Source organism: Variovorax sp. OK212 (assembly GCF_900112425.1).
Lineage (GTDB): Bacteria > Pseudomonadota > Gammaproteobacteria > Burkholderiales > Burkholderiaceae_C > Variovorax.
In genome coordinates this window covers 45,515-62,969 of record NZ_FOLP01000028.1, presented here as the reverse complement: position 1 = coordinate 62,969, position 17,455 = coordinate 45,515, and the positions used below count along the sequence as shown (strand labels likewise).

16 protein-coding genes are annotated in these 17,455 nt (G+C 68.9%); 6 read left to right on the top strand and 10 right to left on the bottom strand.

Annotated features, from left to right (window positions below):
* Positions 1-234 precede the first annotated feature (234 nt).
* Entirely contained in the window at positions 235-1,152 is a 918-nt protein-coding gene (locus tag BM004_RS36955) for an acyl-CoA thioesterase (protein WP_093221387.1), read from the bottom strand.
* 3 nt (positions 1,153-1,155) lie between these two features.
* Positions 1,156-1,947, bottom strand: a complete 792-nt coding sequence (locus BM004_RS36950) for an enoyl-CoA hydratase/isomerase family protein (protein ID WP_093221384.1) — start codon at positions 1,945-1,947, stop codon at positions 1,156-1,158.
* 197 nt (positions 1,948-2,144) lie between these two features.
* Here BM004_RS36950 and BM004_RS36945 point away from each other — a divergent pair, with 197 nt between their 5' ends.
* Positions 2,145-3,260 (top strand): Rv3169 family protein, encoded by a 1,116-nt coding sequence (locus BM004_RS36945; RefSeq protein ID WP_093221381.1) that lies wholly within the window; start codon positions 2,145-2,147, stop codon positions 3,258-3,260.
* Positions 3,261-3,306: 46 nt separating this feature from the next.
* Here the strand turns inward: BM004_RS36945 and BM004_RS36940 are convergent, their stop codons facing one another.
* From BM004_RS36940 to BM004_RS36905, 8 genes are all read right to left on the bottom strand, one after another.
* Positions 3,307-4,092, bottom strand: a complete 786-nt coding sequence (locus tag BM004_RS36940) for an enoyl-CoA hydratase (protein WP_093221379.1) — start codon at positions 4,090-4,092, stop codon at positions 3,307-3,309.
* A gap of 43 nt (positions 4,093-4,135) precedes the next feature.
* Entirely contained in the window at positions 4,136-5,353 is a 1,218-nt protein-coding gene (locus BM004_RS36935) for an ABC transporter substrate-binding protein (protein WP_093129233.1), read from the bottom strand.
* Positions 5,354-5,434: 81 nt separating this feature from the next.
* A complete protein-coding gene (locus BM004_RS36930; RefSeq protein WP_093221376.1) occupies positions 5,435-5,929 on the bottom strand; it encodes a hypothetical protein in 495 nt (164 codons plus the stop codon).
* A complete protein-coding gene (locus tag BM004_RS36925) occupies positions 5,926-6,960 on the bottom strand; it encodes a phosphotransferase family protein (protein WP_093221373.1) in 1,035 nt (344 codons plus the stop codon). Before BM004_RS36925 ends, BM004_RS36930 begins: the two co-directional genes overlap by 4 nt.
* A 6-nt stretch (positions 6,961-6,966) precedes the next feature.
* Entirely contained in the window at positions 6,967-7,596 is a 630-nt protein-coding gene (locus BM004_RS36920) for a histidine phosphatase family protein (RefSeq protein ID WP_093221371.1), read from the bottom strand.
* A 25-nt stretch (positions 7,597-7,621) separates the two neighbouring features.
* Positions 7,622-8,773: an acyl-CoA dehydrogenase family protein gene (locus BM004_RS36915; protein WP_093221368.1), complete on the bottom strand. Its 1,152-nt coding sequence runs from the start codon at positions 8,771-8,773 to the stop codon at positions 7,622-7,624.
* A 121-nt stretch (positions 8,774-8,894) separates the two neighbouring features.
* Positions 8,895-10,451, bottom strand: a complete 1,557-nt coding sequence (locus BM004_RS36910) for a long-chain-fatty-acid--CoA ligase (protein WP_093221366.1) — start codon at positions 10,449-10,451, stop codon at positions 8,895-8,897.
* An 85-nt stretch (positions 10,452-10,536) separates the two neighbouring features.
* Positions 10,537-11,754 carry a 3-hydroxyacyl-CoA dehydrogenase family protein gene (locus BM004_RS36905; RefSeq protein WP_093221363.1) on the bottom strand — a complete coding sequence of 406 codons (1,218 nt, stop codon included), beginning with the start codon at positions 11,752-11,754 and terminating at the stop codon, positions 10,537-10,539.
* A 185-nt stretch (positions 11,755-11,939) separates the two neighbouring features.
* Here BM004_RS36905 and BM004_RS36900 point away from each other — a divergent pair, with 185 nt between their 5' ends.
* Genes BM004_RS36900 through BM004_RS36880 form a run of 5 tightly spaced genes read left to right on the top strand, consistent with a single transcriptional unit; the run spans position 11,940 to position 17,453 of the window.
* The gene (locus tag BM004_RS36900; RefSeq protein ID WP_093221361.1) at positions 11,940-12,701 is read left to right on the top strand and encodes an SDR family NAD(P)-dependent oxidoreductase; all 762 of its coding nucleotides are present in this window, start codon (positions 11,940-11,942) and stop codon (positions 12,699-12,701) included.
* 24 nt (positions 12,702-12,725) lie between these two features.
* Positions 12,726-13,955: an ABC transporter substrate-binding protein gene (locus tag BM004_RS36895; RefSeq protein ID WP_093221358.1), complete on the top strand. Its 1,230-nt coding sequence runs from the start codon at positions 12,726-12,728 to the stop codon at positions 13,953-13,955.
* A gap of 18 nt (positions 13,956-13,973) precedes the next feature.
* Positions 13,974-14,852, top strand: a complete 879-nt coding sequence (locus BM004_RS36890) for a branched-chain amino acid ABC transporter permease (RefSeq protein ID WP_093129224.1) — start codon at positions 13,974-13,976, stop codon at positions 14,850-14,852.
* A gap of 4 nt (positions 14,853-14,856) precedes the next feature.
* A complete protein-coding gene (locus BM004_RS36885; protein ID WP_093221356.1) occupies positions 14,857-16,674 on the top strand; it encodes a branched-chain amino acid ABC transporter ATP-binding protein/permease in 1,818 nt (605 codons plus the stop codon).
* On the top strand, positions 16,671-17,453 hold the full coding sequence (locus BM004_RS36880) for an ABC transporter ATP-binding protein (protein WP_256220240.1): 783 nt from the start codon (positions 16,671-16,673) through the stop codon (positions 17,451-17,453). Before BM004_RS36885 ends, BM004_RS36880 begins: the two co-directional genes overlap by 4 nt.
* Positions 17,454-17,455: the final 2 nt, after the last annotated feature.

Here is a 17,455-nt window from a genome sequence, read left to right as displayed (position 1 = left end):
GCACAAACGCTCTCTCGCCCAAAATTGGTACTGCTTGGACCCGGGAATTTTAGGCCGGTTGAATTAGGCAGCAGGATGCTAATAAGCGGCGAGACGAACTACGGCAAAAAAACCTGCTGGCGCTACGCAAGCGCTTGCTCATCTGGCCGCTCTAGACTTAATACTGGCGTTGACCAGCCGCAAATTTGCTAAGTCGATGTGGTCTTAGCGCAAAGATTGATCTTTAAGACGGCATCAAATCCCCCCAGGCGTACTCAAACACTCCTGAGTAGCACTGGCCACCAGCCCCCCCTCCCCGTCATACACCTTCGCCACAGACAGCCCCCTCCCCCGCGCCGCACAAGGGCTCTGCACGTCGAAGCAAAGCCACCGGTCCGCGCGCAGCGGCCGGTGAAACCAGATCGCGTGGTTCAGGCTGGCCACGTGCAGCCGCTCTCCATCGCGGTCCAGTTGCGGCACGTGGATGCCCACCGCCGCAAAGTTGAGCCACCAGTCCGACAGGTACGCGAACGCGGCGGCGTGCAGCATGGGGTCGTCGGGCAGCGGCTCGCGCGTGCGCAGCCAGAAGTTCAGCTCCGCGCTCTGCGACGCCAGCCCCAGGCTCTTTGCGGCGTCGCCCACGCGCAGGTCGAGCAGCGTCGAATCCATCTGGTAACCCAGCGTGCGCCACACGGCACTGGCCACGTCCGCGGGCATGTCTTCCATGCGCGGCAAGGTGAAGGGGTCGATGCCCTTCGCCAGCGCGGGTGCCGGCGTGGCGTGCTCGGGGCCGGGCAGTGGCGTGGCAAAGGTGGCTTGCGCGTCGAGCACCACGCGGCGCGGTGCGTCGTGTGTGGCCGGCTGCGTGCCGCGCACGTGGCGCGACGCAAAGCGCTTGCCGTCTTGCAGCACGCTCACCTCCAGGTCGATGACACGCGCGGGGTCCGCGCTTTGCAAAAACATGAACTGCAGCGCGGTGATGTCGCGCCCGGCAGGCACGGTGAGCGAGGCGGCCATGACGGCGTTGGCCAGCAACTGCCCACCGTACACGGTGCCGCGTGAGTTGGGGCTGGCGTAACGGGTGCGAAAGGTGGAAGGGCCCACGGGCTCCAGGCGCAGCAGCGCCTCCAGGTCGCGCGAGTCCCACGGCAGCACGGTGTCGGTCGTCGCCATTGCTCAGCGCCCCTGGAAGGCGGGCTTGCGCTTCTCCACCATGGCGGCGATGCCCTCTTGCGCGTCTTGCGTGGCGGACACGCGCGCGAGCGTGAGCGCCTCGTCTTCGAGCTGGGCTTCCAGCTGCGCGGCGCCGGCTTTCATGAAGAGGCGCTTGGTTTCGCCGAAAGCCACGGTGGGGCCGGCGGCCAGGCGGCGGGCGAGCTTCAGGGCCTCGTCTTGCAGCTGGTCGTCGGGCACGATGAGGTCGACCAGGCCCGCGCGCTGCGCCTCTTCGCTGCCCAGCACTTCGGCCAGCAGCACGAAGCGGCGCGCACGCGCCATGCCCATGCGCGAGGTGAGCGTGACGGTGGAGCCGGAGTCGCAGCTGAAGCCCAGTTGCGCAAAGGCGGAGCCGATGCGCGTGGACGCGCCCGCCACCACCACGTCGCAACCGGCCAGCAGCGCCACCCCGCCGCCCATGGCAAAGCCCTGCACGGCGGTGACCACGGGCACGGGCATGCGCCAGAAGCGCTGCAGGCCCATGTGCAGATCAGCGGTCCATTCACGCACCAGTGGCGCAAGGCGGTCGCGCGCGGGGTAGAACACTTTCAGGTCGCCGCCAAAGCTGAAGTTGGCGCCCTCCGCGCGCAGCAGCACGGCGCGCAGTTGCGGCGCGTTGAGCAGGCCGGAGGCCACTTGCAGAAAGTCGCGCGCGAAGGTGCCGTCGAAGGGGTTGCCGCGCGCGGGTTGCGCAAGGGAAAGAATGGCCAGTCCGTCTTGCCATTCGACGCGGAGGGAGTCGGTCGATGTCATGGGAAGTTGTCTCCTTTTCTTGGGGGGAATGAATGCGGCATGGAATGCGAAATGCGATGCGACATGCGCTGTGCCCACGGACGGTTTCAAGCGCTTCAGAGAGCACGGCGTGCGGGCAAACCCGGCTACTGTTCTGTAGCAGATGATACGCTACCGTATTAGAATCGACCACCCTCCCAAGGCCCTCGCGCACACCCATGCTGACCCCTCAAGACGACCTCATCGGCCACCAGCTTCCCACCACGTTCGACCAGATCGACAACAGCGATCCGGCCTGGATGGAGCGGCTCTGGTACACCGGCCACCCCACGCCAAACGGCGACGTGATCTTCGACATTGGCCTGGGCTACCACCCCAACCGCAACGTGATGGACGCCTTTGCCGGCGTGGCGGTGCCGGGCAAGCAGTGGAACTTCAGGGCCTCGCGCCGGCTGCGGCCTGACCCGTTGACGACCACGGTGGGGCCGCTGTCGATTCAGGTGCTCGAAGGCCTGCGCCGCCACCGGCTGGTGCTGGGCGACAACGACTCGGGCATTCGCTTCGACATCGAGTTCATCGCGAGCATGAACGCGCACGAAGAAAAGGCGCACCTGCGCCGCCGCGACGGCCGCGTGACGGAGAACATGGCGCGCGGGCAGCAGTTGGGGCGCTACAGCGGCTGGCTCGAATTCGACGGCCGGCGCATCGACATCGACAGCGCGAGCTGGATGGGCCAGCGCGACCATTCGTGGGGCGTGCGCGCCGAAATGCGCACCGACGAAACCACGCCGCCGCTCACTTTCTACCCGCCCTTTTTCTACTGCTGGACCACGGCGCAGTTCGCGAACCGGGGGCTGCACATCTTCTTCAAGGAGCGTGCGCCGGGCGAGAAGATCTATCTGTCGGGCGAAGAGGTGTTCACGGCCGGCAGCAAGGCGTCGGGGCGCAACCAGCTGGTGGACGTGACGCACAACGCGCAGTGGCACGACGACCCGCACGGCCAGTCGATGGCGTCGATGGAGCTGCACCTGAAGTTTGCGGACGGCAGCGAGCGGCCGGTGCAGGTGCGCGTGCTGCCGACCAGGTACTTCCTGAAGGGCGGGCTGTATGGCGGGCTCGACGGCTGGTTCCATGGCGACGACCGCGGCAAGCTTTACTTCGAGCACGAGGTGTGGAACCTGCAAGACCCGGCCACGCGCCAGCGCGTGCGCACGCTGGCCGACCAGGTGATCGAGGTGCGCGACGGGGACGAGGTGGGTTACGGGATCATCGAGTACGGCGTGGGCAAGGGCTTTGCGGCGTACGAGGCGGTGCAGCAGCATCCGCCGATCTGAGAACTTGAGAACCTGAGAACCTGAGAAATGGGCTGCTGGAGCCCTTTCAGCGCGGCGCTTCTTTCTTGCGCCGCGCCACCATCGCCGCCACGTGCGCGTCGATGGTCTCGCCGCTGACGCGCGCGTTGTTCTCCAGCGAGGCCTGGCGCTCATACGCCAGCGCCTCCGCGAAGGGCAAGGCGGCGCCTTCGTCGAGCACGCGCTTGTAGGCGACCAGCGTTTCAGGCACGGCGGCGGCCATTTGCCGTGCGATGGATTCGGCCTTGGCCATCAGTTGGTCCGGCGGCACGACGTGGTTGACGAAGCCCCAGGCCAGCGCCTCTTCCGCGCCCAGAAAGCGGCCGGTGAGCGCCAGCTCTTTGGCGCGCGCCAGGCCAATGCGCCGCGCCATGCGCACGGAGCCGCCCCAGCCGGGCAGCAGGCCCACGTGGGCGTGCGTGTCGGCAAACTTGGCTTCCGTGGAGGCCACCAGCAGGTCGCAGGCCAGCGCCATTTCCACGCCGCCGGTCACGGCCATGCCGTTGATGGCGCCGATGACCGGGCCCGAGAAGCTGCCCAGCGCCTGCACGGGATCGTTTTCGTACGCGCCGGCCGCGAGCTTGTCGGAGGTGCGCCATTCGTCCAGGTCCATGCCGGCGCTGAAGGCGCGGCCCGCACCGGTGAGGATGAGCACGCGCACGCCGGGGTCGGCCTCCAGCGCCGCAATGGCCGCGACCATTTCGCCGCGCAGCTCGTTGGAGAGCGTGTTGCGCTGCTCCGGGCGGTTGAGCACCAGGGTGGCAAAGCCGTCTGCGTGGCGGTGGACTTCGAGGGTGCGGTAGCGAGCGGTCATGGGTGTTGGCGTGAGTGTTCGCGCGGGCGTTGGCACGGGGCGGTCATTGCATCTTGCACTCCGGGCTCGGCGGCGGAAAGAGGGCCGTGCCGGGCTCTACAGAACGCATGGCAAAGGTCGTGGCCTTGCCGTCTGGCGTGCGCACCACCTCGGCCACGCCCAGCTGGCGAATCAGCGTGTGGTCGGCGGCGCGCATTTCCACGTCGCCGAAGATGGTGGGCGTCTTCAGGCCGGCCAGCGCGGTGCGCACCGCTGCCACGTCGGTCGACTTGGCCTTGACGATGGCGGCGCGCAGCACTTCCATGGCAACCATCATGTCGGCGTCGGTGTAGATGGGCTTGCGCTTGAAGTGCGCCTCGTAAGACTTGACGAAGGCGGCGTTGCGCTCGCCCGGCATGGTGTTGTGGTAGCTCAGGCCGTTGAGCACGCCCAGCACGGAATCGCCCTGCGCGGCCAGCTGGAACTCGGTGGCAAAGCCGTTGCCCAGCACGGTCTTGTATTTGCTGAACAGGCCGAACTGCTTCTGCTGCTTGGCGAAGGAGTTGCCGTCGGACATGTAGAGCGTGACCATGAGCGCGTCGGCCGGCTTCGACAGTTGCGTGATGTAGCTGCCGAAGTCGTTGGTGCCCTGCGCGGCAAAGAGGCTCATCTGCACGGTGCCGCCCTGCTCTTTCACGATGTCGGTGAACTTGGCGGCAAAGGTGTGGCCCACGGCGTAGTCGGGCGAGATCATGTTCCAGGTCTTGGCGCCGGACTTCTTGACGAACTCGCGCAGCATGGCGGCGTACACGCTGTCGGGCGTGGTCACGCGGAAGAAGTTGGGCTGGCAGGCCTTGGTCATGAGGTCGTCGCCCTGGGAGTACACGTCGATCATCAGCGCGTTGAGCGCGGCCAGCTTGGGCGAAATGGCGAGCGAGTGCGAGGTGGGCGTCTGCCCCGTCACAAAGCTCACGCCGCCCTGCTGCACCAGCCGGTTGACGGCGGCAATGGCGCTCGATGGCGTGCCGGCATGCGACTGCACCACCACCTCGAACTTGCGGCCCAGCGCGCCGCCCTCGGCGTTGAGTATTTCCACCGCGGCGCGCGAAGAGTCTTCGACCAGGCTGGCGTAGGTGGCGAAGGGGCCGGCGTCGATGGTGAGCACGCCGATCTTGATGGGGCCGGTGGCCTGGGCCTGGGCCTGGGCAGCGAGCGGCAATGCCAGCGCCAGCGCGGCGGCGGCGGCCACCTGCGAGACGAGTCTTCTTGAGCAGCGAATCATGGGGTTGTCTCCTGATGGGCCACGCCGGCACTGGACGGCCGGCTCGGTGGTGAATAGGTGGTGGGTGCGCGACGTGCGCAATCAGTCTTCGGACCCGCTGGACATTTCCGCGAACAGCGGGCGCGGCGAGTTCTTCAGTTCAATGGCGAGCTCGCTGCGCATGGCGGTGCGCAGCAGCTGTTCGATGTCGGCGGCAACCTGCGCCGGCAGTTGCGCGCGTTGCGCGTCGAGCCAGCCGAGCAGGTCGCCAATGGCGCGGTTGGCGCTGTCGCGCTGCGCAAGCAGCTCGGCAATGGGCACCGCGGCCGGCATGGCGCCCGTGGGCAGCGCGGGCAGCGAGGCCGCTTCGGGCCGGCCCTGCATGAGCGCGGCCACGCCGTCCAGCGCGATGCGCTGCACGGCCAGTTGCTCCAGCAGGAAGCCGGCCGACCAGTCGGCGCGCACCTTGAAGGTGTTCAGCAGGTTGATGACGCCGAACACCTGGCCGCGCGCAAACTCGTCGTCGAGGCGGCTGAGCACCTCGCTGCGCAGGGTGGCGTTCATGCCGTCGATCAGGCGGGCAAAGGAGTTGTTCATGGTGCGGCCTCGATCGTTTTTTCCATCTGGCGCAGGCAGGTGGCAATCTGGCTGCCCATGGCCGGCATGCGCATGTCGTTGAAGCGCCCTTCCTCGAAGCAGCGCGCGGCCGCCATGTGGGTGGCCGCGAGCTTGAGCAGCGACAGCGCCTGGTAGTAGCGCACCGAGCGCATCGACACCTCGAAGCCGGCCTTCTCGGCATAGCGGGCGTAGAACCAGTCGGGCTCGGCCAGCCGGCAGATGAGCTTGCTGCCGCCCATGTACATGGGCAGGCTGGCCCAGCCCAGGTCTTCGTGCGGGTCGCCCAGGTGCACCAGCTCCCAGTCGAGGATGGCGGTGATGCGCCCGTTCTGTTCCAGGAAGTTGCCGGTGCGGTAGTCGCCATGCACGATGGCCACGCGCGGCGCCACCGGGCAGTGCGCCTTGAGCCAGCGCAGGCCCCATTCGGCCTGCGGATAGGGGCGCATGGCCCAGCGCGCGATCTGCGACTCCCAGTGCTCGACGTTGAGCAGCGCCGCGTTCCCGGCGGTGATGCCGTGCGCCATGGCGGCCACGGGCTTGGTTCGCCAGGGCACGCAGTGCAGCGCGGCCAGCGCGTCGATGAACTGTTCGGCCAGTTGCTTGCGGTAGCCCTCTTCCAGCCCCGGCTCGTTGGCCGAGACCCAGGGCACCACCGCGTCGCCCGAGACCTTCTCGCAGAACATGAAGGGCGCGCCGAGTATCGAGGGGTCGTCGCTGCTCCAGAAGGCGCGCGGCACGGGCACGGCGCTGCCTTCGAGCGACTGCATGGAGAGCACCTGCGGGCCGGCGCTGTAGGGGGCGAACAGGCCGTAGTCGGGGCCCAGCCGCAGGATGAGTTCGCGCGTGGCGCCGTCACCGTCGATGTCGGTCACGGGCACCGCATAGGTCAGCCACGAGAAGCCGACCGGAAAGCGTCGCACGGCGCCCACGGTCACGGCGTGGCCGAGCTGCGTGGCCAGGTAGTCGGCGATCTTGGGCGCCAGGGTCGTGTCGTCTATCAGCGTGGTCATGCAGGCTCAGTGAATGGGTGTGGGAGGCGTGGGAGGCAGGTGGCCGCGCTCGTTCACGCTGGCCACGCCAATGGCATGCGGCTCGGCGGCGGTGTGCAAGATGCGCAGCCGCGTCATCGACGCATAGCCGGGCGCGAAGTGAACGATGCGCTCCAGGCCCAGCGCGTGCGACAGCACCACGTTGATGGGCAGGCCGTGGGTGAACACGGCCACGTGGGCCTTGCTGGAGTTGGCGGGGCCGGCTTCGACCGTGGCGGCCAGCGCGCCCAGCACTGCACTGCGAAAGCTCGCGCTGTCGCCGCCGAAGTACGCAATGGGGTCGGCCATGAAGCGTCGCCATTCGCCTTCGCCGAGCGCGCGCAAGGTTTCGGTGGAGCGGTAGCGCGCCACGTGGCGGTCGGCCTCGGCCCAGCCGTCGATGGTTTCCACCGACAGGCCCAGCAAGCGGGCCAGCGGCTGCGCGGTCTGCGCGGCGCGCGCCATCGGGCTGCTGACGATGCGCGTGATGCCTTCCTGCGCCAGCCGCGCCGCCACGGCCTCGGCCTGTGCGTGGCCGTCGGCGCGCAGCGGCGGGTCGTGCGGGCGTTCGCTGTCGTCTTCGTCGGGGCGTCCGTGGCGCACGAGCACGATCTTCATGGCGGTATGTGCCTGTGGCGCCGTGTCAGAGGTACTGCACCGCCGCGCGGCCGATGCGCTGCCGCGCAATCACAAGCTTCATGATGCCGGCGGTGCCGTCGCCAATTTCCAGACCCATCACGTCGCGCATGCGCTGCTGGTGCGGCAGGTCCTTGGACCAGCCGTAGTGCCCGAAGGTCAGCAGGCACTGGTGGATCACGTCGAACGCGGTCTTGGGGCCCATCCACTTCACCATGGCGGCCTCGCTGGTGTGCGGCTGGCCCGCGTCGCGCAGCGCCAGCGCGTGAAAAGACAGCTGGCGCACCGCGGCAATGTGCGACTCGCCTTCGGCCAGCGGAAAGGTCACGCCCTGGAACTGGCCGATGGGCCGGCCGAAGGCCTCGCGTTCCTTGGCGTAGGCCCACGCCTCGTCGAGCGAGGCTTGCGCCGCGCCGCAGCACTGCAACGCGATGAGCGCGCGGCTGTAGTCGAAGCCCTGCATCACCTGCGTGAAGCCCTTGCCCTCGTCGCCCAGGCGGTGGCTGGCGGGCACCTTCACATCGTCAACGAACACAGAGCCGCGCCCGATGATGGCGCTGCCCACGTCGTCGAAGTGCGTGCGCTGGATGCCGGGCGTGCTCGCGGGAATGAAGAAGGCGGACACGCCCTTGGCGCCGTCTTCGGGCCGGCCGGTGCGCGCGAAGATGAGGTAGGCATCGGCGCGGTCGGCGAAGGTGATGGAGGTTTTCTCGCCGTTGATGATGTAGTGGTCGCCGTCGCGGCGCGCCTTCATCTGCAGGTTGCTGGCGTCGGAGCCGCCGCGCGGCTCGGTCAGGCAGATGGCGACCACGGCCTCGCCGCGGATCATGCGCGGCACCCATTCCTCGACCACGTCGGGCTGCGCATGGCGAATGAGAATGGCGGCGTTGAGCGACACGCCCACCGGCACGGCGCTGATGTTGAAGTCGCCGTAGGCCAGCTCTTCCGCAATGATGCCGGTGGTGACAGCGTCGGCCCCCAGGCCGCCCAGGCGCTCGGGCAGGTCGACGCCGATGAGGCCGAGGCTGCCCATTTCGGCGAGCAGGCCGCGGTCGAGCACGCCGATCTTCTCGCGCTTCTGGTAGTCGGGCAGCAGGCGCTCGCGGGCGAAGCGGCGCGCGGATTCCTGCAGCGCTCTCTGGTCGTCGTTCAATACCATCGGGTTGTCTCGTTGAGGTTGAAGGTCGCGCGCGGCAAGCGGAGCCGGGCGCATCGATTGTTGTTCGCTGCCGTACGGTTTGCGGCGTGAACGGCTTTCACAGATGCTGTTCCGGGCGTTCTCAGATCTTGCGTTCGTGGCCGGCCCAGTACGGGTCGCGCAGCACGTTCTTGCGCACCTTGCCCACGGGCGTGACGGGCAGCGGATCGGCACGGAACTCGATGCTGCGCGGGCACTTGTAGCCGCCGATGAGCGTGCGGCAATGCGCAATGAGTTCTTCCGCCGTGGCGCTGGCGCCGTCCTTCAGCACCACCACGGCGTGCACGGCCTCGCCCCACTGCTCGCTGGGAATGCCGATGACGGCGGCCTCGCGCACGGCCTTGTGCAGGAAGAGCGCGCGCTCGGGCTCGATGGAGTAGACGTTTTCGCCGCCGCTCACGATCATGTCTTTCACGCGGTCGGCCACGTACAGGAAGCCGTCGGCGTCGAGGTAGCCGGCGTCGCCGGTGTGCATCCAGCCGTCGCGCAGGCAGGCGGCGGTGGCCTCGGGGTTGTTCAGGTAGCCCGTCATGAGGAAGTCGCTGCGCACGATGATCTCGCCGATTTCGCCCACGTCGGCGTCGTCGCCTTCGATGCGCACCACGCGCACCTCGTTGCCGAAGCCGGCCTGCCCGGCCGAGCGCAGGCGCGAGGCCTTTTCACCCGAGACGATGTGGTCGCGCCAGCGCAGCATGGTGGCAAAGCCGCCGGTCTCTGTCATGCCGTAGATCTGATAGAAGCCCCAGGTCGGCACCATCTCCATGGCGCGCAGCATGAGCCCTTCGGGCATGGGCGAGCCGCCGTAGATGCAGGTCTTCAGGCTGCTGAGGTCGTACTGCTTGAAGTCCGGATGGCTCAGCAGCATGTTGACCATGGTGGGCACCAGCACGGCGTTGGTCACGCGGTGCTGGCCAATGGCCTTCATGACGGGCAGCGCCTCGAACTTGGGAAGAATGGCGTGCGTGCCCGCGGCCATGGTGATGTACCAGAGCGCGCTGGCACCGGCAAAGTGAAAGTAGCCGGCCACGTAGAGGAAGGTGAGGTCTTCCACGCTGGGCAGCAGCGCCAGGTAGCAGCAGGTGGCCAGGTACACGCCGCGGTGCGACATGGCCACGCCCTTGGGGTGGGCGGTGGTGCCGCCGGTGTAGAAGATGACGTAGAGGTCGTCTTCCTTGCGGTCGGCATCGGGCATGGGCGCGTGCTGGGCCACCAGCTCTTCGTACGACAGCATGCCGGCGGGCGTGGGGCCGTCGCCCAGGTAGATGAAGTGGCGGATGCCGGGGCGCTCGGCGCGCAGAAAGTCGACCTGCTCCAGGAAGCTGTCGTCCACGAACAGCACCTCGGCATTCGAGTCTGTCAGCGCGTAGACGTTTTCCACGGCCGACCATCGGACGTTGAGCGGCGCCAGCGCGCCGCCGGCCCAGGGCACGGCAAAGAACAGCTCGAGGTAGCGGTCGCAGTTCATTGCCAGGATGGCGACGAAGGCACCGTCCTGCACGCCGAGCGAGCGCAGCGCGGCGGCCATGCGCGGCACGCGCTCGCCGACTTCCCGCCAGGTTCGCTGGCGGTCGCCGCTGATGGTGGCGATGCGCGATGCGCTGCATTGCACTGCCCGCTTGAGCAGTTGGGTACCCTGCATGGTCGTTCCTCGGTGGGTTGGATCGCATCAGATATGCCTGCATACGTTACGCTACCGTACGATCAGGCGGAAGCCGGGGAATCCCCTAGCGCAAGGCGTGGCGCTCGCGCAGCCAGGGCGAAGGCCGAAAGCGTTCACCGCACCAGTCGGCCAATGCATCGCACTCGGCCACGAAGCGCGCGAGGCCATGGCGCTCCACCTGTGCGAGCACGCCGCCCTGCGCCTTGGGAAAGCCCAGGCCGAGCACCGAGGCCAGGTCGGCGTCTTGCGCGCTGGCGACGATGCCTTCTTCGAGGCAGGCCACCGCCGCGAGCGCCTGCGCGTGCATCAGGCGGTGCTGCACGTGTTCGGGCTCGGGCTGGTCGGCGCGCAACGCAAAGGCCTGCGCCAGCCCGGGCCAGAGGTTCTTGAACTGCGCGCCGGGGTAGTCGTAGAAGCCACCGCCGTCGCGCCGGCCGCGCCGGCCCAGCTCGCTCACCATGCGGTCGAGCACCGGCCAGGCCAGCGGGCGGCAGAAGCGCTCAGACAGGCCGTCGGCGCGCGCCTGCCTGGCCTGCTGCCAGTTCAGCGCCAGGCCGGTTTCGTCGAGCATCGCGAGCGGGCCGACCGGCATGCCGGCCGCGGCGGCGGCCGCCTCGATGCGCTCGGGCGCCACGCCCTCGCCCACCATGGCGGCGGCCTCGTCGAGGTAGGCGGCGAACACGCGCGAGGTGAAGAAGCCCGGGTTGTCGCGCACCACCACCGGCTGCTTGCCCAGTCGACGCACCCAGGCCAAGGCGGCCTCGGTGGTGGCGGCGCTGGTCTCCCGCCCCACGACCACTTCGACCAGCGGCATGCGGTCGACCGGCGAGAAGAAGTGCAGGCCGATGAAGCGATCCGGGTGCGCCAGAGACGCGGCCAGCCCGCCGACCGGCAGGCCGGAGGTGTTGGTCGCGATGACCGCGCCGCGCGCAACAGCGGCCTCGATGCGGCGCAGCACGGCCTGCTTGACCTCGCGGTCTTCGGACACCGCCTCCACCACCAGCGCGCAGCCTGCGAGCGCGCTGTCGTCGTCGGCCGCCGTGGCTGCGGCATGCAGTTGCGTGGCCACGGCTGCGTCGAGGCGACCACGTGCAACGCGTTGTGTCAGTTCCTCACGCCACCTTTCAAGCCCGCCCCGAGCGGCCTCCGCACTGCGCCCGACCAGCACCGCGCGCAGGCCCGACAGCGCCGCCGCATGGCAGATGCCCAGGCCCATCAGCCCCGGCCCGACAACGCCGATGGTGGGAAGAGCGGGCGCGGCATCGGTCTGTGTCGTGGTCATGGAGCGGGTGAATGGATTGGGAAAGGATTGGGAAAGGATTGGGAAAGTCGGCCGCCGCAACCGAGGGAAATCCCGTACGGCAAAGGCATCGAGTTTTTTAGTTCACGTGCGTACGATATGCACAGGTACCAGATGCGTCAATCAAAAACGAACCCGGCTGCACCGGGCACGGAGACATCAACGCAATGAACTCGATCGATCTGCACGGCCATGCCGCCGTGGTGACCGGCGGTGGCAGCGGCATCGGCCTTGCCAGCGCCAAGCGCTTTCTGCAGTCGGGCGCGCGGGTGGAGCTGTGGGGCCGCGACCCCGCCAAGCTCGCGGCCGCGGCCGAGGAGCTCAAGCCCATCGCACCGGTCACGTGGCGCGCCGTCGACGTGGGCGACCACGCCGCGGTGCAGCGCGCCGCACAGGAGGCGCAGGTCACCATGGGGCACGTCGACATCCTCATGAACAACGCCGGCGTGGCGCTGGAGGTGTGCCCCATGACCGAGATGTCGCTGGACGCATGGCACCAGAACATCGCCATCAACCTGAACGGCGTGTTCTACGGCTGCCGCGCGTTGGTGCCGGAGATGGTGCGGCGCGGGTGGGGCCGCATCATCAATGTGTCGTCCATGGCGGGCAAGGACGGCAACGCGATGCAAAGCGCCTACTCCGCGGCCAAGGGCGGCGTCATCGCCTTCACCAAGAGCCTGGGCAAGGAGCTGGCCACCACCGGCGTGACGGTGAACGCGCTGGCGCCCACGTTGTTCGAAACACCCCTGGCGCTGGCCACCATGGCCGAAGCGCCCGCGGCCATGCAGGCGGTGATCGACAAGATTCCCATGCGCCGCATGGGCCGCGCGGACGAGGCCGCCGCCATGGCCGCGTGGCTGGCCTCGGACGACTGCTCGTTCACCACCGGCTTCACCTTCGACCTGTCCGGTGGCCGCGCCACCTACTGACCCCACCTCGCAAGGACGCAGACCATGAGCTCGCAACGTACCCACCTCCCTCACCTCTCTCACCTTTCCCGCCGCGACGTGCTCGGCCTCGGCTCCGCGCTGGCCGGCGCCTCGCTGATGGGCGGCGCGCAGAACGTGTTCGCGCAGCGCGGCGACACCATCAAGATCGGCTCGGCGCGCGCCATGACCGGGCTGGTCGCGTCGTCGTTCGCGCCGCTGTACGTGTCGGTGAAGATCGCGGTGGAAGAGATCAACGCCAAGGGCGGCATCCTGGGCCGGCAGGTCGAGATCGTGGAGGCCGACGACGAAAGCTCGCCCGCCAAGGAGCCGGCCGTCATGCGCAAGCTGATCGATGCCGGCGCGCAGGCGCTGCTCGGGCCCGTGGGCAGCTCGCACACCATCGCGGCGGCCACCACCACCACGGCGGCCAAGGTGATCCATGCGGGCGGCGGCTGGGCCGAGGAACTGGCCGACGGCCGCAAGTACCCCTACCACTACCAGTTCACCTACAACACCGGCCACCAGGGCGAAGCCATTGCACGGCTGATCGTGGAGAAGCTCAAGCTCAAGAAGGTGGGCATCCTGCAGGAGAACAGCGGCCTGGGCGAATCGGGCGGCGCGGCCACGGTGCGCTCGCTGAAGAAGCGCGGGCTGGAGCCCGTGGGCATCGAGGTCTACCCGCCGAACGCAACCGACCTGAAGGTCTACCTGAACAAGCTGCGCGCGGCGGGGGCCGATGCCATCGTGCTGTGGAACTCTCCGGTGCAGGGCATGCTGCTGACGGCCGCGGGCCTGCAGGCGATGAAGTGGTACCCGGCGCTGCTCGGCGGCAACTCGCTGTTCTCCAACACCGTGCTGGAGAACACCGACCCCGAGGTGCTGAAGAACGCCTACGGCACGCTCATCAAGACCATGACCTACAGCGCCACCGAGGCGCCGGGCGCGCGCCAGGTGGCGTACGCGAAGCGCGTGGTGACCTTTCCGGAAGCCAAGTTCTGGGAAATCAACGCAGCCATCAGCCCCTTCTACGACTACCTGCACCTGCTGAAGGCGGTGGTGGAAAGCGAGAAGCGCTTCGACACCGAGCGCATCAAGAAGGCGTTCGACGCCACCAAGGACTACGACGGCATGATCGGCAGCATCAGCTTCACGCCGGACAACCACTGCGCGCTCACGGGCGACCAGATGGTGATGGCCACGCTGCTGTCGGGCAAGGACGCGCGCTCGATGGGTGTGTTCCGCGAGCGCGCCTGACGCACGCGCGGCCCCGCCATGTGGACCGACGTCGTCGTCTCCGGCCTGACCGCCGGCAGCCTCTACTGCCTGGTGGCGGTGGGCTTCAACATCCTGTACCGGCCGACCAAGGTCTTCAACTTTGCGCAGGGCGACCTGGTGATGGTGGGCGCCATGGCCAGCGCGCTGCTCATGACGCAATGGCACTGGCCCTGGGTGCCGGCCTTTGCGGCCGCCGCGGCGGCGGTCGCGCTGCTGGCCCTGCTGGAAGAGCGCGTGGCCGTTGCGCCGGTGCTGCGGCGCAGCGCCAGCGGCACGGGCTGGATCATCACCACGCTGGCGGTCGCGATGATCATGACCAACGTGGTCGGCAAGGTGTGGGGCGCCGACCCGATCGTGGTGCCCGCGCCGGCGCCGCTGTCGAACGACATGCTGGCGTTTTCGGCGGTGAGCATTTCCAGCTACCAGGTGGCGCTGATCGTGCTGACCGTGGCGCTGGTGGCGGTGGTCGAGCTGCTGTACGCCAGCCTGTGGGGCAAGGGCGCGCTGGCGGTGGCCGAAGACCGCGACGCGGCGCTGCTGCGCGGCATCGACCCGGTGGCGATCAGCCGCTGGTCTTTCGCGCTGGGCGGTGCCTTCGCCGCGCTCACGGGCGCGCTGGCCGCACCGGTGCTGAGCGCATCGACCGGCCTGGGCGCGATGCTGCTGCTCAAGGGCTTTGCCGCCGCGGCCATCGGTGGCCTGGGCAGCAACCGCGGGGCGCTGCTGGCGGGCTACCTGATTGGCATGGCCGAGGCGGCGAGCGCGCTGCTGCTCTCGCCCGGGTATCACAACGCGGTGATGCTGGTGCTGGTGCTCGCGGTGCTGCTGGCGCGGCCGGGCGGGCTGTTCAGCTCGCTCGAAGCGCGCACGGTGTAGCGGCATGAACACGACGACTTCTTCCTTGCTCGCCGCGCCTTCGCCCGCGCGCCCCTGGCCGGGCCGTGCCGGCAAGGCTGTTGCGGTGCTGGCCGCCGTGGCGGCCGCGCTGTCGGTGCCGCTGTGGTTCCGAGGCGACTTCGTGCTCTTCATGGCCACGCAGGCCGGCGTGATGATGCTGGTGGCCATCGGCCTGAACCTGCTGACCGGCTATGCCGGCCAGGTGTCGCTGGGCCACGGCGCATTGGTGGCCGTGGGCAGCTACACCACGGCCTTGCTGATGATCGACGCGCACTGGTCGTTCTGGCTCGCGGCGCTGGCGGGCATGGCGGTGTCCACCTTGGCCGGGCTGGTGATGGCGCTGCCCGCGCTGCGCCTGTCGACCTGGTACTTCGCGCTGGTGACGCTCACCTTCGCGCAGGTGGTGACCGACCTGCTGGTGGAGTGGCGCAGCCTCACGCGCGGCTTCTCGGGCCTGGTGGGCATACCGCCGCCGGCCGTGGGTGCGCATGTACTGGGGCCGGTCGAGGTGTACCTGGCGGTCGCGGTGTGCGTGGTGCTGGCGTTTCTGGGCGTGCGCAACCTGAGCCGCTCGCGCTACGGCCGCGGCATGGTGGCGGCGCGCGACAACCCGCTGGCGGCCACGGCCTCGGGTGTGTCGCTGCTGCGCATCAAGCTGTTCGCGTTTGCCGTGAGCGCTGCGCTCGCGGGCCTGGCCGGCGCGTTCTATGCGGTGCAGAAGACGGTGATCACGCCGGAAGACTTCACGGCCGACTTCTCGATCTTCTTCCTGCTGATCATCGTGGTGGGCGGGCTGGGTCGCCTGTGGGGGCCGGTGGTGGGCACGCTGGTGTTCTTCCTTCTGCCGGAGCTGCTGGGGCCGCTGCAGAGCTGGCGGCTGCTGATCTACGGCGTGGTGCTGCTGGTGCTGATGGTGTTCGCGCCGCACGGCATCATGGGCATGCCGGTGTGGCAGCGCCGGCGCCGGCATGCGCTCCCCGATGCGCCGCCGGTGGATGCGCCGGTGCAGGCGCAGCCGGTGCAACGCCTGTCGCTGACGGTGCGCGACGTGCACAAGCAGTTCGGCGGCGTGGCCGCGCTGCAGGGCTGCGCGCTCACGGCCGAGGCGGGCAGCACGCACGCGCTGGTCGGGCCCAACGGCTCGGGCAAGACGACCACGTTGAACGTGATCAGCGGTTTCATCCGCAGCGACAAGGGTGGCGTGCTGATCGGCGACACCGACGTGTCGGGCCGCGCGCCGCACCGCATCGCGCAACTGGGCGTCGGGCGCACCTTCCAGACACCCAAGCTGCTGCACGACCTGAGCGTGCTCGACAACGTGCGCCTGGGCGGCTTCGCGAGCGAGCGGGCCAGCGCCTTCGAGATCTTGTTTGGCCTGCCGCGCGCGCAGCAGGACCGGCGCGACGGCTCGGCCGCCGCGATGGCGCTGCTGCGCTTCGTTGGCCTGGCCGAGCGCGCCTGTGACCTGGCGGGCGACCTGCCGCACGGCCAGCAGCGGCTGGTGGAGATTGCGCGGGCCATGGCCGGGCAGCCTTCCTTGCTGCTGCTCGACGAGCCGGCGGCCGGCCTGTCGATGGACGAGCTGGACCGGTTGGGCGCGCTGATCGAGGCCATTGCCGCGCTCGGCACCACGGTGCTGGTCGTCGAACACCACCTGGAGTTGATCGCGCGCATCAGCCGCTCGGTGACGGTGCTGGACCGTGGCCACGTGCTGGCCGCGGGCACGCCGGCGCAGGTCTTCAGCCACCCCGAGGTCGAGCGCGCGTACATGGGCCGCGAAGGCACCGGAGGCTCGCGGTGAGCACCGCACCGCTTTCGCCCTTGGCACCCGCGCTGCTGCAGGTGCGCAACCTGCATGCGGGCTATGGCCGCGTGAGCGTGCTGGAGGGCGTGTCGCTCGACGTGCCCGCGGGCGGGCTGGTGGCGCTGGTCGGCAGCAACGGGGCGGGCAAATCGACGCTGCTGCGCGCGCTGTCGGGCCTGTTGCGCGCGGGCAAGGGCGAGGTTCTGTTCGACGGGCACAGCCTGCTGGGTGCGTCGCCGGCCGCCATCGTCGGGCGCGGGCTGCTGCACGTGGCCGAAGGCCGGCGGCTGTTTCGCACGCAGTCGGTACACGACAACCTGCAGTTGGGCTTGTGGGGCGCGAAGCTGTCGAAGGCCGAGGAGGCGCTGCGCTTCGAGCGCGTGTTCACGCTGTTCCCGGTGCTGCACGAGCGCCAGGCAGCGCGCGCCGGCATCCTGTCGGGCGGGCAGCAGCAGATGCTGGCGGTGGCGCAGGCGCTCATGCACGCGCCGCGCCTGCTGATGCTCGACGAACCCTCGCTGGGCCTTGCGCCCGCGGTGATCGACCAGTTGCTCGACGCGGTGGTGCAACTGCGCCGCGACGGCACCGCCATCCTGCTGGTCGAGCAGATGGTGGAGCGCGCGCTGCAGATTGCCGACACCGCCTACGTGCTGCAGAACGGCCGCGTGATCGGCCACGGCCCCGCCGGCGAGCTGCAGCACAGCGCGCTGCTGCGGCAGGCTTACCTGGGTGCGGCGGCGTCTTCGGACGCCGCGGCTTCTTCCATCCTTTCCTGAGG

Excerpts from the sequence above, each read along its gene's own strand:
- BM004_RS36945 (WP_093221381.1), top strand. The coding sequence starts at position 2,145 with ATGCTGACCCCTCAAGACGACCTCATCGGCCACCAGCTTCCCACCACG.
- BM004_RS36950 (WP_093221384.1), bottom strand. The coding sequence starts at position 1,947 with ATGACATCGACCGACTCCCTCCGCGTCGAATGGCAAGACGGACTGGCC.
- BM004_RS36900 (WP_093221361.1), top strand. The coding sequence starts at position 11,940 with ATGAACTCGATCGATCTGCACGGCCATGCCGCCGTGGTGACCGGCGGT.
- BM004_RS36920 (WP_093221371.1), bottom strand. The coding sequence starts at position 7,596 with ATGAAGATCGTGCTCGTGCGCCACGGACGCCCCGACGAAGACGACAGC.
- BM004_RS36940 (WP_093221379.1), bottom strand. The coding sequence starts at position 4,092 with ATGACCGCTCGCTACCGCACCCTCGAAGTCCACCGCCACGCAGACGGC.
- BM004_RS36935 (WP_093129233.1), bottom strand. The coding sequence starts at position 5,353 with ATGATTCGCTGCTCAAGAAGACTCGTCTCGCAGGTGGCCGCCGCCGCC.
- BM004_RS36885 (WP_093221356.1), top strand. The coding sequence starts at position 14,857 with ATGAACACGACGACTTCTTCCTTGCTCGCCGCGCCTTCGCCCGCGCGC.
- BM004_RS36915 (WP_093221368.1), bottom strand. The coding sequence starts at position 8,773 with ATGGTATTGAACGACGACCAGAGAGCGCTGCAGGAATCCGCGCGCCGC.
- BM004_RS36925 (WP_093221373.1), bottom strand. The coding sequence starts at position 6,960 with ATGACCACGCTGATAGACGACACGACCCTGGCGCCCAAGATCGCCGAC.
- BM004_RS36890 (WP_093129224.1), top strand. The coding sequence starts at position 13,974 with ATGTGGACCGACGTCGTCGTCTCCGGCCTGACCGCCGGCAGCCTCTAC.
- BM004_RS36905 (WP_093221363.1), bottom strand. The coding sequence starts at position 11,754 with ATGACCACGACACAGACCGATGCCGCGCCCGCTCTTCCCACCATCGGC.
- BM004_RS36910 (WP_093221366.1), bottom strand. The coding sequence starts at position 10,451 with ATGCAGGGTACCCAACTGCTCAAGCGGGCAGTGCAATGCAGCGCATCG.
- BM004_RS36955 (WP_093221387.1), bottom strand. The coding sequence starts at position 1,152 with ATGGCGACGACCGACACCGTGCTGCCGTGGGACTCGCGCGACCTGGAG.
- BM004_RS36930 (WP_093221376.1), bottom strand. The coding sequence starts at position 5,929 with ATGAACAACTCCTTTGCCCGCCTGATCGACGGCATGAACGCCACCCTG.
- BM004_RS36895 (WP_093221358.1), top strand. The coding sequence starts at position 12,726 with ATGAGCTCGCAACGTACCCACCTCCCTCACCTCTCTCACCTTTCCCGC.